Origin of the sequence: Shinella sp. (assembly GCF_052438155.1) — a bacterium.
GTDB lineage: Bacteria > Pseudomonadota > Alphaproteobacteria > Rhizobiales > Rhizobiaceae > Shinella.
Map to the genome: position 1 here is coordinate 1 of NZ_JBQVPI010000006.1, position 16569 is coordinate 16569.

At 63.5% G+C, this 16569-nt stretch carries 15 protein-coding genes and 1 pseudogene; 7 read left to right on the plus strand and 9 right to left on the minus strand.

Annotated elements, in window-relative coordinates; translation table 11 throughout:
- Both ACT6VE_RS12880 and ACT6VE_RS12885 read right to left on the minus strand, forming a co-directional pair.
- A pseudogene (locus tag ACT6VE_RS12880) lies at positions 1-183 on the minus strand (IS481 family transposase); the annotation flags it as partial.
- 57 nt (positions 184-240) lie between these two features.
- Entirely contained in the window at positions 241-1260 is a 1020-nt protein-coding gene (locus tag ACT6VE_RS12885) for a LacI family DNA-binding transcriptional regulator (protein ID WP_444798993.1), read from the minus strand.
- A gap of 280 nt (positions 1261-1540) precedes the next feature.
- Between ACT6VE_RS12885 and ACT6VE_RS12890 the strand changes: the two genes are divergently transcribed.
- The 5 genes from ACT6VE_RS12890 (at position 1541) to ACT6VE_RS12910 (ending at position 7181) form a co-directional block, all read left to right on the plus strand.
- Positions 1541-2587 (plus strand): ABC transporter substrate-binding protein, encoded by a 1047-nt coding sequence (locus tag ACT6VE_RS12890; protein WP_444798994.1) that lies wholly within the window; start codon positions 1541-1543, stop codon positions 2585-2587.
- A 77-nt stretch (positions 2588-2664) separates the two neighbouring features.
- Positions 2665-3486 (plus strand): ATP-binding cassette domain-containing protein, encoded by an 822-nt coding sequence (locus ACT6VE_RS12895; protein WP_444798995.1) that lies wholly within the window; start codon positions 2665-2667, stop codon positions 3484-3486.
- Positions 3483-4733: a sugar ABC transporter permease gene (locus tag ACT6VE_RS12900; protein ID WP_444798996.1), complete on the plus strand. Its 1251-nt coding sequence runs from the start codon at positions 3483-3485 to the stop codon at positions 4731-4733. The genes ACT6VE_RS12895 and ACT6VE_RS12900 overlap by 4 nt, the downstream gene beginning before the upstream one ends.
- Positions 4734-4757: 24 nt before the next feature.
- Positions 4758-5486, plus strand: coding sequence for an SDR family oxidoreductase (locus tag ACT6VE_RS12905; protein ID WP_444798997.1), 729 nt, complete (start codon positions 4758-4760; stop codon positions 5484-5486).
- A 63-nt stretch (positions 5487-5549) separates the two neighbouring features.
- Positions 5550-7181, plus strand: coding sequence for an FGGY-family carbohydrate kinase (locus tag ACT6VE_RS12910; RefSeq protein ID WP_444798998.1), 1632 nt, complete (start codon positions 5550-5552; stop codon positions 7179-7181).
- Positions 7182-7208: 27 nt separating this feature from the next.
- Here the strand turns inward: ACT6VE_RS12910 and treY are convergent, their stop codons facing one another.
- Together treY and ACT6VE_RS12920 are read right to left on the minus strand one after the other, a co-directional pair.
- Complete coding sequence (gene treY, locus ACT6VE_RS12915; RefSeq protein ID WP_444798999.1) at positions 7209-9830, minus strand: malto-oligosyltrehalose synthase; 2622 nt, start codon at positions 9828-9830, stop codon at positions 7209-7211.
- 73 nt (positions 9831-9903) lie between these two features.
- Entirely contained in the window at positions 9904-10275 is a 372-nt protein-coding gene (locus ACT6VE_RS12920) for a CBS domain-containing protein (protein WP_444799000.1), read from the minus strand.
- Positions 10276-10567: 292 nt separating this feature from the next.
- Here ACT6VE_RS12920 and glgX point away from each other — a divergent pair, with 292 nt between their 5' ends.
- Positions 10568-12652: a glycogen debranching protein GlgX gene (glgX, locus tag ACT6VE_RS12925; RefSeq protein WP_444799001.1), complete on the plus strand. Its 2085-nt coding sequence runs from the start codon at positions 10568-10570 to the stop codon at positions 12650-12652.
- An 81-nt stretch (positions 12653-12733) separates the two neighbouring features.
- Here the strand turns inward: glgX and ACT6VE_RS12930 are convergent, their stop codons facing one another.
- From ACT6VE_RS12930 to ACT6VE_RS12945, 4 genes are read right to left on the minus strand one after another with little or no spacing between them, the layout of a single operon-like run.
- The gene (locus tag ACT6VE_RS12930) at positions 12734-13009 is read right to left on the minus strand and encodes a DUF2934 domain-containing protein (RefSeq protein ID WP_444799002.1); all 276 of its coding nucleotides are present in this window, start codon (positions 13007-13009) and stop codon (positions 12734-12736) included.
- 28 nt (positions 13010-13037) lie between these two features.
- Positions 13038-13298: a DUF982 domain-containing protein gene (locus ACT6VE_RS12935; RefSeq protein ID WP_444799281.1), complete on the minus strand. Its 261-nt coding sequence runs from the start codon at positions 13296-13298 to the stop codon at positions 13038-13040.
- 17 nt (positions 13299-13315) lie between these two features.
- A complete protein-coding gene (locus ACT6VE_RS12940) occupies positions 13316-13693 on the minus strand; it encodes a CBS domain-containing protein (RefSeq protein ID WP_444799003.1) in 378 nt (125 codons plus the stop codon).
- 13 nt (positions 13694-13706) lie between these two features.
- Positions 13707-13913 carry a hypothetical protein gene (locus tag ACT6VE_RS12945; RefSeq protein ID WP_444799004.1) on the minus strand — a complete coding sequence of 69 codons (207 nt, stop codon included), beginning with the start codon at positions 13911-13913 and terminating at the stop codon, positions 13707-13709.
- A 186-nt stretch (positions 13914-14099) separates the two neighbouring features.
- On the opposite strand from ACT6VE_RS12945, the gene ACT6VE_RS12950 reads away from it, so the two are divergent.
- The gene (locus ACT6VE_RS12950; protein WP_444799005.1) at positions 14100-15611 is read left to right on the plus strand and encodes a malonate--CoA ligase; all 1512 of its coding nucleotides are present in this window, start codon (positions 14100-14102) and stop codon (positions 15609-15611) included.
- Here ACT6VE_RS12950 and ACT6VE_RS12955 read toward each other — a convergent pair.
- Positions 15599-16492 carry a LysR family transcriptional regulator gene (locus tag ACT6VE_RS12955; protein WP_444799006.1) on the minus strand — a complete coding sequence of 298 codons (894 nt, stop codon included), beginning with the start codon at positions 16490-16492 and terminating at the stop codon, positions 15599-15601. The genes ACT6VE_RS12950 and ACT6VE_RS12955 overlap by 13 nt on opposite strands.
- Positions 16493-16569 lie beyond the last annotated feature (77 nt).

Here is a 16569-nt window from a genome sequence, read left to right on the forward strand (position 1 = left end):
AGACTTCGGTTCGCTTGGAGCGGTCGGCAGATCGGCGACAGAGGTTCGCTTCTTCCACTTGGCAACCGTCTTCTGATTGATGCCGTAGCGCTTGGCCAGCGCTCTCAGGCTCTCTTGACTATGTTGTATCGCTCGACGGCCTGCCTCTGTCGTCGTGGCCCTGCCGTGAAGAACCTGCCAAATAGCGCTTCCCTCCATTCAATGGACAACATTGCACCATCAAAGCACGGGATCAAACACCTAGCCGATTTTCTCGACGATCGGTGGGATCTGCACGACAGTAACGTCCGTGGCGCCGGAATCGATGATGCCGAACACGGCCTCCAGCATTTTCGGCACGTCCTGCCGCACCATCTCGATATGGTCGCCCAGCATGGCGACGAACGGATCCCAGTCGAAGCAGCCGAGCTGTGGCACTCGGTCGGCATAATGGCCCGAGCGGCGGATCCAGCGCATCACGCCTTCCAGCGAAATCGTCGAGTTGACGAACATGCCGCGCGGCAGGTTGCTTGTTCGCGCGGCAAGCTGCTGCATGGCGTTTTCCGCCTTTTCGGGGGCGTAGCCACAGGTCTGCACCAGCGTTTCGTCGACCGTGACGCCGGCTTCGGCATGGGCGTCGCGAAAACCGCGCACACGTTCCATCGTGTTGTGATCCGAACCACGTCCACCGACGAAGAGCAAGGGTGTCTTCTCGCCATATTCCTTCTCGCAATTGGCGAGAACGCGCCGCGTCAACTCCAGCGCACCGCCGTAATTGTCGGAGATAACGGAAGGCGCGCGGGAGCCGGGCAGGTCGAGGTTGATGGTGCGCACGCCGGCGGCGGCGCAGAGGTCCATGACGCGGTCGGGGTCGGTTGCGCCGGTCGCGACCAGGCAGTCGACCTGGTAGGACAGCATGGCGCGCGCCGCTTCCAGTTCCAGCGCCGGATCGCGCATCGTGCAGGTGATGATCGGGAAGAGGCCGCGCGCGCGGGCCAGCGCCTCGAACTGCTCGACGATCGAGCCGAAATAGCGGTTATCGTATTTCGGCACGATCATGCCGATGATTTTCGAGCGGTCGCGGCGCAGCACACTCGCCTGCATGTTGAGGGCGTAACCCTGTTCTTCGGCGAGCTTGGTGATCTTTTCGGCGAGCTTGGCGCTGATGCGGCGCTTCTTCCAGTTGCCGTTCAGGACAGCACTCACGGCACTGGCCGAGGTGCCCGCCAGTTCCGCCAGATCATAGATCGTCGTCCGTTTCGTCTGCGTCGTCCGATTCACATTTCATCTCCATTTCGAGAGCCACCTTGACACCAATGGGGATTGGTGGCAATTCTTGCTTCATCGATTGAGCAAGCATGCTCCATCGATGAAGTTGCCTGAACAGCAAGGCTGACCCAAGGGAGGAGTCAGACGGAGCATCGACGAACCGGACGTTGCGGCATCCCCGCAGCGAACGATGAACTGCGCGCTTTGGCGCTCGGACTGCGTCGGTTCTGTCGCCCTTGGCGGCTTGAGGTCGCCGGCGAACCGAATTGAAAATCAACCGTGGAGGAACCCAATGAAAACGCTTACCCTTCTGCTCGCATCGACCGGCCTCGCCCTGTCGCTCGGCAGCGCCGCTTTCGCTCAGGAAAACGCAACCGTCGCCTTCCTGATGCCCGACCAGGCTTCGACCCGCTATGAGCAGCACGACTATCCCGGCTTCAAGGCCGAGATGGAGAAGCTTTGCCCGAGCTGCACGGTGATCTACCAGAACGCCAATGCCGACGTGGCACTCCAGCAGCAGCAGTTCAACTCGGTGATCGCGCAGGGCGCCAAGGTCATCGTGCTCGACCCGGTCGATTCCGCCGCTGCCGCAGGGCTTGTCGAAATCGCCCAGTCGCAGGACGTCAAGGTTATCGCCTATGACCGTCCGATCCCTGACAAGCCGGCCGACTACTACGTCTCCTTCGACAACCAGGGCATCGGCAAGGCCATCGCGCAGTCGCTGGTCGACCACCTGAAGGCCAAGGGCGTTCCGGACGGTGCCGGCGTTCTCCAGATCAACGGTTCACCGACCGATGCGGCTGCCGGCCTCATCCGCGACGGCATCGATTCCGCGCTAGACGCTTCGCCCTACAAGACGCTTGCCGAATTCGACACGCCGGACTGGGCGCCGCCGAAGGCGCAGGAATGGGCCGCTGGCCAGATCACCCGCTTCGGCGACCAGATCACCGGTATCGTCGCGGCAAACGACGGCACGGGTGGAGGCGCCATCGCTGCGCTGAAGGCAGCCGGTGTCAAGGTCATGCCGCCGGTCACCGGCAATGACGCGACGATCGCGGCGCTTCAGCTGATCATCTCGGGCGATCAATACAACACGATCTCCAAGCCCTCCGAAATCGTCGCGGCGGCTGCGGCCGGCGTAGCGGTGAAGCTGCTCAAGGGCGAAACCCCGGAAGCGACCCACAAGCTCTACGAAACGCCATCGCAGCTGTTCGTACCGGCGGTGGTGACGGCGGAGAACATCAAGGCTGAAATCTTCGACAAGGGCATCAACAAGCCGGAAGAAGTCTGCACCGGCGAATATGTTGAAGGTTGCCGCAAACTCGGCATCATCAACTAATCCAGCCCATTAGGTGTCCGGCCGTTGACGCGGCCGGACACCCCGATAGTCGAGGTCAGCCTAGAGGGTTCAGGGCCATGACAGCCACGCTTCAAAATATCCCCGCCAAGGGGGAATCGGTGATGCGCCTTAGCGGCATATCCAAGAATTTCGGCGCGGTGTCCGCGTTGACGGACATCGATCTCGACGTGAAGGCCGGCGAAGTCGTCGCCCTCGTCGGCGACAATGGCGCCGGCAAGTCGACGCTGGTCAAGGTGCTGGCAGGCGTGCATCAGGCATCCTCCGGCACGATCGAATTCTGCGGCCAGAAGGTGACGCTCGACAGCCCCGCCAAGGCGCTGGAGCTGGGTATTGCCACCGTGTTCCAGGATCTCGCGCTCTGCGAAAACCTTGATGTCGTGGCAAACCTGTTCCTCGGGCATGAAATGTCGCCCTGGGCGCTCGACGAAGTCGCCATGGAAGTGCGTGCCTGGACGCTGCTGCGCGAGCTTGCCGCGCGTATTCCCTCCGTCCGGGAGCCGATCGCCTCGCTCTCCGGTGGCCAGCGACAGACCGTCGCTATCGCACGCTCGCTGCTGCTCAATCCCAGGCTCATCATGCTGGACGAACCGACCGCAGCCCTCGGCGTTGCACAGACGGCGGAGGTGCTGAACCTCATCGAGCGCGTGCGCGACCGCGGCCTCGGTGTCATCATCATCAGCCACAACATGGAAGACGTTCGCGCCGTTGCCGACCGTATCGTCGTGCTCCGGCTTGGTCGCAACAATGGCATCTTCACGCCGGATTCGTCGAACCAGGAGCTCGTCTCCGCCATCACCGGTGCAACGGACAATTCCGTTTCGCGCCGCGCCGACCGCAAGGCCAGCCATGTCCAGGACAATCACGGGGGAGCCGCATGAGCCAGAACCCTTCCAACAACCAGCCGACGCTGGACCGTAGCGACGAGCGCGTGCGCCATGACGATAGCCTCGCAGCGATGGCAAAAGGTTTTTTCGACCGCGTGCGTTCGGGTGACCTCGGCATGCTGCCGGTCGCCGTCGGCCTCGTCGTCATCTCCATCGTCTTCTCGACACTCAACCCGATCTTCCTCGCCCCCAACAACCTTGTGAACCTGCTGTTCGACTGCGCCACGGTCGGCGTCATCTCGCTCGGCATCGTCTGCGTGCTGGTGCTCGGCGAAATCGACCTTTCCGTCGGCTCGATGAGCGGGCTTGCCTCCGCCATGGTCGGCGTCATCTGGGTCAATATGGGCTGGCCGCTCGCCGGCGCAATCATTGCGGCGCTGGTGGTTGGCGCGGGTGTCGGCATGCTTTACGCCGCACTCTACAACCGCTTGGGCATGCCGAGCTTCGTTGCCACACTTGCCGGTTTGCTCGCGCTTCTCGGCCTTCAGCTCTACATTCTCGGCCCGACGGGCTCGATAAACCTGCCCTATGCCTCGCCGCTCGTGCGCTTTGGCCAGATTCTCATCATGCCGGACTGGCTGTCCTACACACTGGCGCTCGTGCCCGGCCTCGTCATGATCGGCCGAGGGCTGCGGACGCGGACCCAGCGTCTTGCCGCGAACCTTTCAGCCCAGCCGATGCGGGCGCTGATCCTCAAGGCCGTCGCCTTGACCGTCGCCCTGGAGGCCGCCGTCTTCTACCTCAATCTCGGCCGCGGTATTCCGTGGATGTTTGCGCTGTTCGTGGCGCTTGCCGTCCTCCTCAACTACGGGCTGACGCGCACCAAGTGGGGCCGCTCGATGTTTGCCGTCGGTGGCAACAAGGAAGCCGCGCGGCGCTCGGGCATCAATGTTCGCCGCATCTATATGAGCGCCTTCATGCTCTGCTCGACGCTCGCCGCACTCGGCGGCATCCTCTCGGCCTCGCGTCTTGCCTCGTCGAGCCAGCAGGCCGGTACGGGCGACGTAAACCTCAACGCCATCGCGGCTGCGGTCATCGGCGGCACCAGCCTGTTCGGCGGACGCGGCAGCGCTTACTCGGCTCTGCTCGGCATCATCGTCATCCAGGCGATCTCGAATGGCCTGACGCTGCTCAACCTGAGCTCGTCGCTGCGCTACATGATCACCGGTGGCGTTCTTGCCATCGCGGTCATCGTCGATTCGCTTGCCCGTCGCTCCCGTGTCAGCCACGGCCGCGCGTAACACCACTGGAATGGAGTTTTTACTATGGCTGACCTCATGAAGGGCAAGATTGCCGCCATCACGGGTGCCGCATCCGGCATCGGCCTCGAATGCGCCCGCACGCTGCTTGCCGAAGGGGCGAAGGTGGTGCTCGTTGACCGGGCGCAGGACAAGCTGGAACAGCTCTGCAGGGAGCTGGGACCGAATGCCCTGCCGCTCGTCGTCGATCTGCTGAAGCCGTCGGATGTCTCCGGCATGATGCCGCGCATCCTCGAGATTGCCGGCGGGCTCGATGTCTTCCACGCCAATGCCGGCGCCTATATCGGCGGGCCGGTGGCGGAGGGCGACCCGGATGCCTGGGATCGCATGCTGAACCTCAATATCAATGCGGCCTTCCGCTCCGTCCATGCGGTACTGCCCTACATGATCGAGAAGAAGACGGGCGATATCCTGTTCACCAGCTCGATTGCCGGTGTCGTGCCTGTCGTCTGGGAGCCGATCTACACGGCCTCTAAATTCGCGGTTCAGGCCTTCGTGCACGCGACGCGGCGCCAGGTGGCGCAGCATGGCGTGCGCGTCGGTGCGGTCCTGCCGGGGCCGGTGGTGACGGCGCTGCTCGACGACTGGCCGAAGGAGAAGATGGACGAGGCGCTCGCCAATGGCAGCCTGATGCAGCCGAAGGAAGTGGCTGATGCCGTGCTCTTCATGCTGACGCGGCCGCGCAACGTGACGATCCGCGACCTGGTGATCCTGCCCAACAGCGTCGATCTCTAAGATAAACGGCGGGCGGCATGCTGCCGCCCGCAAGAAATAATCCTGATTGCAGGCGGTAGACCCATGAGCAACATTTCCTCCGCACGTCCCGCGGGCGGCGAACGCTACCTTGTCGGCGTCGATGTCGGCACGGGAAGCGCCAGAGCCGGCCTGTTCGACCTCACCGGCCGCATGCTGGCCTCGGGAAAACGCGACATTTCGCTGTTCCGCGAGGCGGGCGCGATAGTGGAGCAGTCGAGCACGGAAATCTGGGCCGCGGTCTGCGCCGCCGTGCGTGATGCCGTCAGCAAGGCGGGTGTTGCGCCCGAGCAGATCGCCGGCATCGGCTTCGATGCGACCTGCTCGCTGGTCGTGCTCGGCAAGGGTGGTGCGCCGCTGCCGGTCGGTCCGTCGGAGGATCCGGAACGTGACATCATCGTCTGGATGGACCACCGCGCGGTCGATCAGGTCGAGCGCATCAATGCGCAGGGCCATGAGGTTTTGCGCTATGTCGGCGGTCGTATCTCTCCGGAAATGGAGACGCCGAAACTCCTGTGGCTGAAGGAAAACCGCCCGCAGGTTTTCGAGGCGGCCTGGCAGTTCTTCGACCTTGCCGATTTTCTCACCTGGCGCGCAACGGGCGATCTCGCCCGCTCGACCTGCACGGTGACGTGCAAATGGACCTATCTGGCGCATGAGAAGCGCTGGGACCCGACCTATTTCCAGGGCATCGGCCTCGGCATTCTGGCGGACGAGGATTTTGCCCGTATCGGCCAGCATGTCGTCGAGCCGGGTACGCCTGTCGGCGACGGCCTGACGGAGCAGGCTGCGATGGAACTCGGCCTTGTTGCCGGCACGCCTGTCGGGGCGGGAATGATCGATGCCCATGCGGGCGGCATCGGCACAGTGGGCGTTGATGGCCCACCGGAAAACAGTCTCGGCTATGTTTTCGGCACCTCGTCCTGCACCATGACCTCGACGCATGAACCGGTCTTCGTTCCGGGCGTGTGGGGACCCTACTTTTCGGCGATGGTGCCGGGCATGTGGTTGAACGAGGGCGGACAGTCGGCGGCCGGTGCGGCGATCGAGCAGCTTCTCTCCTTTCATCCGGCAGCTGGCGAAGCGTCTGCATTGGCAAAGACGCGCGGCGTCTCGCTCCCTGTCCTGCTTGCCGACCTGGCATCTGAAACGGCTGAAACGCTCACCGCCGTTGTTGCTTTGGCAGACGGCCTGCACGTCGTACCCGAATTCCTCGGGAACCGTGCGCCCTTTGCCGATCCGCATGCCCGTGCAGCCATTGTCGGTCTCGGCATGGAGCGCGGCCTCGACAATCTGGTCTCGCTCTACATCGCCGGGCTCTGTGGCATCGGCTACGGTCTTCGCCAGATCATCGAAACGCAGGCATCGGCCGGCGCGCCGATCGACAAGATCGTCATCAGCGGCGGTGCCGGCCAGCTCGATCTCGTCCGCCAGCTTCTCGCCGACGCGACGGGAAAACCGCTGCTTGCGACGAAGGCGGAGGAGCCGGTTCTGCTTGGTGCTGCCATTCTCGGCAGTGTGGCTGGCGGGGCCTTTTCGGATGTCCGCGCGGCGATGACAGCACTTTCGGCGACGGATCGCACCTACTATCCCGCCAGCGGCGATGCGGTCGCCCTTCACGCAAGGCGCTACGATGCTTTCACGCGGCTCCAGGCCCTGGCGCGGGAGATCCGCTAAAGCGATCCCGCTTCGGCTGAGCATGCTCTAGTCGCTGAGAAGCAGAGCGACCGGTTCGGATGCGAGGGCTTCGGCAAGCGGAAGTTCACGGCCAAGCGTCAGCGTGCGGCCGTCCAGGACGGACCGTACGGTGCGGCCCTCGAAAGCCGGGGGAAGCAAGAGCGAGATACCGAATGCCGCGTCATCCATCAGGCACAGCGCATTCGGCAGCGTCCTTCCGAACGTCAGCCGCAGGACGATCGTTATGGCAAAAGCCTCCGGCGTGCCGCGCAGGAAGGCCAGTGCCTGTCTGTCGCCATCGGAAAAGCCGAGCGGCATGTAGGGCCCGGTGAACAGATCAGAGCGCTCGTTTCGCGCGGCGAGCACGGTGGCGGTCAGCCATTGTTTGTAGTCCATGAAATGCGTTCGATAGGGCTGGGGTTTCTCCGGCACGCGCAGGGAAACAACATCGAGCAGGGGCCGATTGTCAGGATCAACAAGCGAAAAGTCGCTGCGCTCGCTGCCCTGATAAATGTCGGGAATGCCCGGCGCCGTGAGCTTGATCAGCGTTTGAGCCAGCGAATTCATCAGGCCGGCATCGATGAAGGGGGACAGGGTTTCGTTGAAATCGTCGAAAAACGCACCGTGTCGCAGCAGGTCGTCGACGAAACCGGTCACCTTTTTTTCATAATCGATGTCCGGCGCGGCCCAGTTCGAGCCGATCTTCGCTTCACGCAACGCCTTTTCGACATACGCCTTTGTCCGTTCGCCAAGCGCACCGATTGCCGCAGGATCGTCAAGTCCACCCGTCGGCCAGATGCCGGCGAAGGATTGATAGATCAGCCACTCCACATCGGGCTCCGGAACCTGCCGTTCGGCATGCGGCCGGCGAAACCGGGCATTGAGGGAGGACCAGCGTTGTGTCGCGGCGATCCACCGGTCTGGCGCCTCGCTGAGCGTGTACAGGCGTGCGCGCGCATCCTCGCCGCGTTTCGTATCATGGGTCGAGGTCGCCGACAGGCTGTGTGGCAGCGTTTTCGCGCGCGCCTGCATGGCGGCGTGGAAGGCGGCGGGGCCGTCGGTCGGTTTGCCTGGATCGCCGCCGACCTCGTTCAGCGCGATGAAGGCGTTTTCGCGGTAGAAGAGCGTGTCCTCCAGCGCCTTGGCCATGATCGGGCCGGTCAGTTGCTGGAAGCGGGTGCGAAATTCCACGCAGTCGGGCATCGTGTTGCAGGTCTTGTCGTCGGCGAGCAGTTCCCAGATGAAATCGATCGCCTCGCGGACCTCCGGGCGCACGCCCTCCTGCGCCTCGAGCCGTGCTGATGCCAGAAGCTGGCGGTCGCGTTCGGTGATGCCGGTCGTTGCGGTCAGGTAGGTGCGGTAGACGGGTAGCGCGATGATCAGGGCGCAGATCGCTTCGGCAAGCGTGCTGCGGGAGAGATCGGCATTGGCGTGATCGGCCATGCCCTTGGCCAGAAGCGCGATGCGGCGGACTTCGCCTGTAAAGTTGTCCGCGAGCATCTGCCGCTTGCTGGCCCGCATCTCCTGTGTGTAGCTTCCCCGATGCTCCTCGCCCTTCAGCGGTTTGAAGGCATGCGCCAGCCGGCCGCCTTCGCGCTCGTCGACGAGCGCGTTCGCAAGTGCTGCGATGAATTCGTAGCCCGTCGTGCCTTGGACGGGCCAATCCGTTGCAAAGGCTTCGCTTTTCTCCAGGATCTTTTCGACGACGATATAGACATCCGGGCCGACGGCGGCACGCAGGCGCTCCAGGTAACCCTGCGGATCGGCAAGGCCGTCGATATGGTCGATGCGCAGGCCATCCACCGTGCCCTCGTGCACGAGATCGAGGATCAGGCGATGGCTGTCGTCGAAGACGCGTGGATCTTCGGCGCGCAGTCCCACGAGGCCGGCGATCTCGAAGAAACGGCGGTAGCTGAGATGGCGGCTTGCCGTCTTCCAATCCGTGAGACGCCACGGCTGCGCCGCGTGGATGGCAGCTATGCGCACAGGATCGGCGGAAACAGCGGCGAGGTATTTTTCCAGAGCCGCGCGCGCGCCGGTGGGCGTCAGTGTGGACGAAAGAATCGCCTTGCCGTCCGGGGCGCTCTTGGGGGTTGCCGTGATGGCGAGATTGTCGTGCCCACCCAGCACGTCCCGGTAGGTGCCCGGATGCAGAGGATAGAAGCTGTCATAGTAGCGCAAGGCGAGGGCATCGTAGACCGGATCGAGGACCAGGCTGATGGCGCCCTCCGATAGTTCCTCCTCGAAACCCTTGCCCAGGAAGGGAAGCGTCAGTTTCTGCGACCAGTCGATATCGAAATGGTGCGAAAGGGGGCTTTCGGCACCCCATGTCACCACGCTGCGCCACCAGGGGTTTTCGAGGCTTGCGGCCATGTGATTGGGCACGATATCGAGGATGAGGCCGATGCCGCATTCATGAAGGGCGCCGGCCAGCGCGCGCAGGCCCTCAAGGCCGCCGAGGCCAGGGTCGATTTCGTCCGCCCGGGTCATGTCATAGCCATGGGTGGACCCGCTGGTCGCGGTCATGACGGGCGAGGCATAGAGATGGCTGATGCCCAGTTCGTGAAGATAGGGCACAAGTTTACGTGCCCTCCCGAAGTCCATGCCGTTTCGGAACTGGAGGCGATAGGTCGAGCTGGGATATGTCATAAGGCCCTGGAGAGTGCGGGTTTCAGCCGCGCCCTAAACGCATATCCTCCCGATTTGTTCCATCAGGCCCCGTTCAAGCGCCATGCCGCGCGAAGTCCGTTCGCGAAACGACGCCCGCCAGTCGTTCCTGCCGGTCGAGCACGGCAAGCCGGCGCAATTGCAGAGCCTCCATGTTGCCCAGTACACCGTCCAGTTGCTCGTCGTCGTAACAATAGGTGATGTTGCTCGTCATGATGTCGCTGACCTTGGTGGTTCCCGCATCAAGACCGGGTGCTACGGCGCGAAGAATGATGTCACGGTCTGTCAGGGTGCCGATGAGACCGCTGGCATCGGCCACCGGCAGGAAGGCGATGTCCCATTGCGCCATTAGGCCTGCGGCGTAGTGCAGGGCCTCCTCCGGTCGCACGAGGTGGACATTGCGGGTCATGATGTCGCCGATGAGCATGGGAGCCTCTTTCTGACAGTTTGTTTCAAGAACCGGCGAACGCGCCATTGGTTCCAAATGCGGGACCAGTCGAGTTTCGAGCGCTGAAGTGTGTCTTTGGCGCTGAAACCGTCCGGCTGCGAAAAGGTTCCGGAACAATCCGTTTCTTTTCGCGTTGCACCATGGCTTTCTCGAGCCGCGATAAGATGCCTCCCGTTCTTTCGACGAAGGTTCGTCGTCCCGGTGCGATGAAGCGATTGCGATGGCGCCCTCGTTGCGAGGGCGCGTTGCTCGACCGTAGGGGACAGGCCGCATGAGCTATTCGTTTTCCGAACTTGATTTCATGAAGCCGGAGCTTGGCGCCGAATTCACCGGGGAGGGCACGCATTTCGCCGTTTTTTCCGCCCATGCGGAGCAGATGGAACTGTGTCTCTTCAGCGAGGACGGCAGGGAAGAGACCGCCCGCCTGCCGCTGCCCAAGCGCGAAGGCGACATCTGGTCCGGCTACATTGCCGGCCTGAAGCCCGGCACGATCTACGGCTACCGCGCGCACGGCCCCTATGATCCGAAGGCCGGTCACCGTTTTAACCCGAACAAGCTGCTGCTCGACCCCTATGCCAAGCAGATCCTTGGGGAAATCCAGTGGGACGATGCGCTCTATGGCTACCGCATCGGTGACCCGGCGGAAGACCTGTCCTTCGATGAACGTGACAGCGCGCCCTTCATGGTGAAGGGCGTGGTGCAGGATCCGGATTTCGACTGGGCGGGCGATGCGGCGATCCGCCGGCAATGGACCGAAACGATCATCTACGAGGCGCATGTGCGCGGCATGACGATGACCCATCCCGGCGTGCCGGAAGAGCTGCGCGGCACGTTCATGGGCATGGCGAGCGATCCGATCGTCGAGCATCTCGTCGATCTCGGTATTTCTGCCATCGAACTCCTGCCTATCCAGTACTTCCCGGATGATCGTTATCTGCTGGAAAAGAACCTGCGCAACTATTGGGGTTATCAGACGCTCGGCTTCTTCTCGCCGCAGCCACGGTTCCTTTCCGGCCGCGCCGTCACCGAATTCAAGGCCATGGTCAAACGCTTCCATGCCGCCGGCATCGAGGTGATCATGGATGTCGTCTACAACCACACCGCCGAAGGCTCGGAGCGCGGACCGACGCTGAGTTTCCGTGGCCTCGACAATCTCAGTTACTACCGCCTGTCGCCGGATGACCTGCGCCACAGCTACGACACGACCGGCACCGGCAATACGGTCAATATCGCCCATCCCATGGTGTTGCGCATGGTGCTCGACAGCCTGCGCTACTGGGTCGGCGTCATGCATGTCGATGGCTTCCGCTTCGACCTTGCCAGCACGCTTGGCCGCACGCGGCACATCGAGTTCGACCGCGACGGCACGTTCTTCGATGCGATCCGGCAGGATCCGATGCTGTCCGGCGTGAAGCTGATTGCAGAACCCTGGGATGTGGGCGACGGCGGCTATCAGGTCGGCGGTTTTCCGCATCCGTTCCGCGAGTGGAACGACAAGTACCGCGACGACGTGCGCCGTTTCTGGAAGGGCGACGGCGGGCTCGTGTCGGACATTGCAGCTCGGCTTACCGGCTCTGCGCCGCAGTTCAACCATTCCGACCGCGGCGCCACCTCGTCGATCAACCTCTTGAGCGCCCATGACGGCTTCACGCTCATGGACACCGTCTCCTATGACGGCAAGCACAACGAGGCAAACGGCGAAGATAACCGCGACGGCCATTCCGACAACCATTCGCACAACATGGGGGCCGAAGGCCCGACCGATGACCAGAACATCCTCTCCGCCCGCGACCGCCGCCGGCGCAACATGATCGCGACGCTGATGCTGAGTCAGGGCGTGCCCATGCTGCTCGGTGGCGACGAGGTCGGCAACAGCCAGAACGGCAACAACAATGTTTACTGCCAGGACAACGAGATCGGCTGGACCGACTGGAGCGGTCTTGACGATCCGTTCCTCGCCTTCTGCAAGGGCGCGATCGCCTTCCGCAAGTCCCATCCGGCGCTGCGGCAGGAACGGTTCCTCACAGGCGATGCCGCAGAGGACGGCACGATCGACATCGCCTGGTACAAACCCGGCGGTGCCTTCATGGACGACGGTGCCTGGGAGGACGGCAATCTACAGGCGCTCGGTCTCTTCCTGTCGAAGCCGGCGAATGGCGAGGGGCCGGATCAGCTGTTTATCGTCGTCAATGCCGGCGGTGATTGCCAGGTGAAGCTCCCGGAAGTGAACGGCATCAAGGCGTGGAAGCGGGTGCTCGATACGGGTGCCGAGGACAAAGCCTTCGCGGAGCATCCCGCCGAAGGCGCTGTCATGGTCTATGGCGCCAGCGTCGCCGTCTTCGAAGCGCTGGGGTGATCTGCCCGACATGGCGCCGGAAAACACCAGGGGATAGGATGAGAAAGGGGGCGCGCTTGGAGGGCTCGCGAAAAACCTTCGCTAGCTCGTTTCGATTGTGGATGGAAGGCTCCGCGTTGCCGTTCTGCGAAAGCGCGCCTCGCGGGCGAGGTTGACGGCCGTGCGCGTGGCATCGTCGGCTTCATCCGAATTGCGCCTCTTCCTGAGATGCTCCGGCAGAGCGACCCTTTCGAGTTCGGCGCGTTCGCGCGCCGCCTGTTCCCAATGCTCGTGATCCTTGCCGTGCGGGCGGCCGTTCGCCTCCCACAGGCCATAGGCGCGCTTGCTGATCCATTCCTGGCGTTCGTCTTCGTTCACGGCGATGTCCCTTCGAGGTGGCGACGGTCTATGCCGCCGTCCACGAATTCACACGGAAATCGGCTTCCTTTGCCGCTTCGATGAAGGCCCGGCGGGCAAAGGCCGGGTCGTCGTCGCTGGCCAGCCCCTGTTCGCAGACGCTTTTCGCCGTCAGCGCCGCAGGGCCGTCTTCGATCGGCCAATGGTTCTTCAGGCAGAGCAGGGCATCGCGCGTGCTCTGCACACGAAGCACCCGCTGGTCGCCTTCAAGCACGACGGCCTCGTCCCACAGGCGGTCAGTCGCAAAGATGGTCATTGCACACCCTCCTACGCTGGTTTTTCGACCGGCAGGTCGACAAGGCTGACAATGCCGACCACACGCCGGTCGTCATTCACCACCACGAGGCGGCGCACGCCGAAGTGACGCATGCGGGCCGCGATCGTCGCCGTGTCGTCTTCTTCGTTACACACTTCAGGTGACACGGTCATGAATTCGGCAATCGCCGTCGAGGTCGAGAGCCCCTGCGCCAGAACCGATGCGACGATGTCTCGATCGGTGATGATGCCGACGATGGCGCCGACGCCGGGCACTTCGACCGGCAATGCGCCGACTTCGGTTTCGAGCATCAACCGGGCGGCCGACTGGGCGGTGTCGTTGGGAGAGACCGTCACGATCTGGGCGGACATCACGTCTTTCACACGCATCTGGCCGCCCCCTTCAGAGCCGGCCATTGACGAGGCTGCGGCCGTTCGGGGCTGCGGGCACGACAACCTCGTGGCTTCCCGGCTGGTTGAGCGGCAAGTCAATCTGGTGCGGGACGATCACCTGCGGCTCCCAGGCATTGCGGCGTTTGCGTGTATCGCCGGGATTGGCACCCGGGATGACAGCGGGTTTGCGGGCAAGCGGCTTGTTCTTCTGGCGCACGTCGGACTCCTGCGAACTGGCTTTGTCTTTTGAGCCAACGCGAAACCTCCTGCTTGGTTCCGTAAAACCGGGAACGCAATTGCCCGCCGGGCAGGGCCTGTTTCGATGATTTCTTTCTGCTTTTCCCTCTGGCATCCTCGCCCGGCGGTGTGACATTGTGCGGGCGAACGGGAGAGGGGATCATCCATGGCCAACCATCTTTTCGACGCCATCCGGGCAGCTGCGACGCCGGAGGCGATCTTCATCAAGACGGCCGAGGGACGGTGCTGGACCTATGGCGAAATGATCCGGTTCTCCGGGCAACTCGCTGGCGCGCTCAGTGCTCGGGGCGTGCAGCCGGGCGACCGGGTGGCGGTCCAGGTGGACAAGAGCCCCGAGGCGCTTATGCTCTATCTCGCCTGCCTGCGTGCCGGCGCGGTCTATCTGCCGCTCAACCCGGCCTATACGCTGGCGGAGCTGGATTACTTCATCGGCGATGCGCAGCCGCGCCTGGTGGTCGTCGATCCGAAATCCGAAAAGGGTATCGCGGCGATCGCACAAACCCATGGCAGCGTGGTCGAGACGCTGGATGCGACCGGTGGCGGCAGCCTTCTCCAGCGGGCAGGCGGCGAGGCGGCGGATTTTACCGACGTGGATCGCGGCCCGGATGATCTGGCCGCGATCCTCTATACGTCCGGCACGACGGGGCGCTCCAAGGGTGCGATGCTGACGCATGACAACCTGCTCTCCAATGCGCTGACGCTGCGCGACCATTGGCGCTTCACCAGCGCCGACCGGCTGATCCACGCCCTGCCGATCTTCCACACGCATGGTCTTTTCGTTGCCTCGAACGTGACGCTGCTCTCCGGCGCCTCGATGTATCTGCTGTCGAAATTCGATGCCGACCAGGCGCTCGGGCTGATGGAAAACGCGACCGTGATGATGGGGGTGCCGACCTTCTATGTCCGGCTCGTGCAGCACCCGGGCCTGACACGAGAGGCGACCGCAAGGATGCGGCTCTTCGTTTCCGGCTCGGCGCCGCTCCTTGCCGAAACCCATCGCAGTTTTGCGGAAAAGACCGGCCATGCCATCCTCGAGCGCTACGGCATGACCGAGACCAATATGAACACCTCCAACCCTTATGATGGCGACCGGATCGCCGGCACGGTGGGTTTTCCGTTGCCCGGCGTCTCGCTTCGGGTCACCCACCCGGAAACCGGCACACCGGTGCCGGATGGCGAGACGGGCATGATCGAGGTGAAGGGGCCGAACGTCTTCAAGGGCTATTGGCGCATGCCGGAGAAGACCGCCGCCGAGTTCCGCACCGACGGTTTCTTCATCAGCGGTGACCTCGGCAAGATCGACGAGCGCGGCTACGTCCACATCGTCGGACGCGGCAAGGATCTCGTCATTTCCGGCGGATACAACATCTATCCGAAGGAAGTGGAAACCGAGATCGACGGCATGCAGGGCGTCATCGAAAGCGCGGTCATCGGCGTGCCGCATCCGGATTTCGGCGAGGGCGTGACGGCCGTCGTGGTGCGGGCAAAGGGCTCCGCGCTCGACGAGAAGGCCGTGCTCGACGGGCTGAAGGACCGGCTGGCGCGCTACAAGCAGCCCAAGCGCGTGCTCTTCGTCGATGACCTGCCGCGCAACACGATGGGCAAGGTGCAGAAGAACGTCCTGCGCGAGACCTACGCGGATCTCTATAAAGTCTGATCACTCCGGGCAAAGTGCCGTTTGAGGATGTCGAGCACCTCGCTTGCCAGTTCGCCGACGATGCCGTTGCGTTCCCAGGCATAGAGCGAGGCGACGACCGGCGGTTCCGCGCCGAAATCGGCAAGCTGCTTGACCCGCCACCCCTTCGTCGCGTCGATCGGCAGCAGCGAGAGGCCGAGGCCGGCTTCGACGGCCATCAGCACGTTGCGCAGGCTTGCGGAGGTGAAGGCGACGTACCAGCGGCGGCGCTCTCGCTCCAGCCGTTCGGACATGGCATCGCGATAGAGCCCGCCGGGCGGAAAGGTGACAAGCGGCGTCGGGTCGGGCAGGTCGGGCGCCGCATCCATTGCGGTGAACCAGGCGATCGGCTCCTCGAAGCTCGCCCAGCTGTCGGCGCTCGGCGTGTCTTCCTTCAGCACCACGATATCGAGTTCGCCGGCGCGGTAGCGGCGGTTGAGGTCGGCGCGCAGGCCGGTGGTGACGTCGAGGCGGGCTTCCTTGTGGCGCTTGGTGAAGGCGGCGAAGGCGCGGGCCATTTCCGGCGTGGCGATGTCATCCGGCATGCCGATGCGCACCGAGGTGGTGCCGGAGGTTTCCGCCATCAGCGTCAGTGCTTCGGTCTGGAGGGCGAGGATGCGGCGGGCGTGGCCGAGCAGGCGTTCGCCCGTCACGGTCAGGCGCACCGGCCGCGCGGCGCGGTCGACCAGATCCCGCCCGATCGCCTCCTCGAGGCGGGCGATCTGCTGGCTCATGGTCGATTGCGTCATATGCAGGCGATCGGCGGCGGCCGTGAAACTCCCGGCGTCGGCGATTGCCACGAAGGCCCGAAGCAGGCGCGGGTCGAGCACGGTATCTCCATCGAAAATCAGAATAGTCAGCATCTAAACATCTAATTTGCGCATGATTCAAGCCGGTGGTAGCGATAGCAACGATCGGCAGGCCCCCACCCTGCCGCGAA

What these genes read in the sequence shown, in the direction of transcription:
- glgX (WP_444799001.1), top strand. Translation starts at nt 10,568, where the DNA reads ATGAGCTATTCGTTTTCCGAACTTGATTTCATGAAGCCGGAGCTTGGC.
- ACT6VE_RS12905 (WP_444798997.1), top strand. Translation starts at nt 4,758, where the DNA reads ATGGCTGACCTCATGAAGGGCAAGATTGCCGCCATCACGGGTGCCGCA.
- ACT6VE_RS12910 (WP_444798998.1), top strand. Translation starts at nt 5,550, where the DNA reads ATGAGCAACATTTCCTCCGCACGTCCCGCGGGCGGCGAACGCTACCTT.
- ACT6VE_RS12955 (WP_444799006.1), bottom strand. Translation starts at nt 16,492, where the DNA reads ATGCTGACTATTCTGATTTTCGATGGAGATACCGTGCTCGACCCGCGC.
- ACT6VE_RS12950 (WP_444799005.1), top strand. Translation starts at nt 14,100, where the DNA reads ATGGCCAACCATCTTTTCGACGCCATCCGGGCAGCTGCGACGCCGGAG.
- treY (WP_444798999.1), bottom strand. Translation starts at nt 9,830, where the DNA reads ATGACATATCCCAGCTCGACCTATCGCCTCCAGTTCCGAAACGGCATG.
- ACT6VE_RS12940 (WP_444799003.1), bottom strand. Translation starts at nt 13,693, where the DNA reads ATGCGTGTGAAAGACGTGATGTCCGCCCAGATCGTGACGGTCTCTCCC.
- ACT6VE_RS12890 (WP_444798994.1), top strand. Translation starts at nt 1,541, where the DNA reads ATGAAAACGCTTACCCTTCTGCTCGCATCGACCGGCCTCGCCCTGTCG.
- ACT6VE_RS12920 (WP_444799000.1), bottom strand. Translation starts at nt 10,275, where the DNA reads ATGCTCATCGGCGACATCATGACCCGCAATGTCCACCTCGTGCGACCG.
- ACT6VE_RS12895 (WP_444798995.1), top strand. Translation starts at nt 2,665, where the DNA reads ATGACAGCCACGCTTCAAAATATCCCCGCCAAGGGGGAATCGGTGATG.
- ACT6VE_RS12900 (WP_444798996.1), top strand. Translation starts at nt 3,483, where the DNA reads ATGAGCCAGAACCCTTCCAACAACCAGCCGACGCTGGACCGTAGCGAC.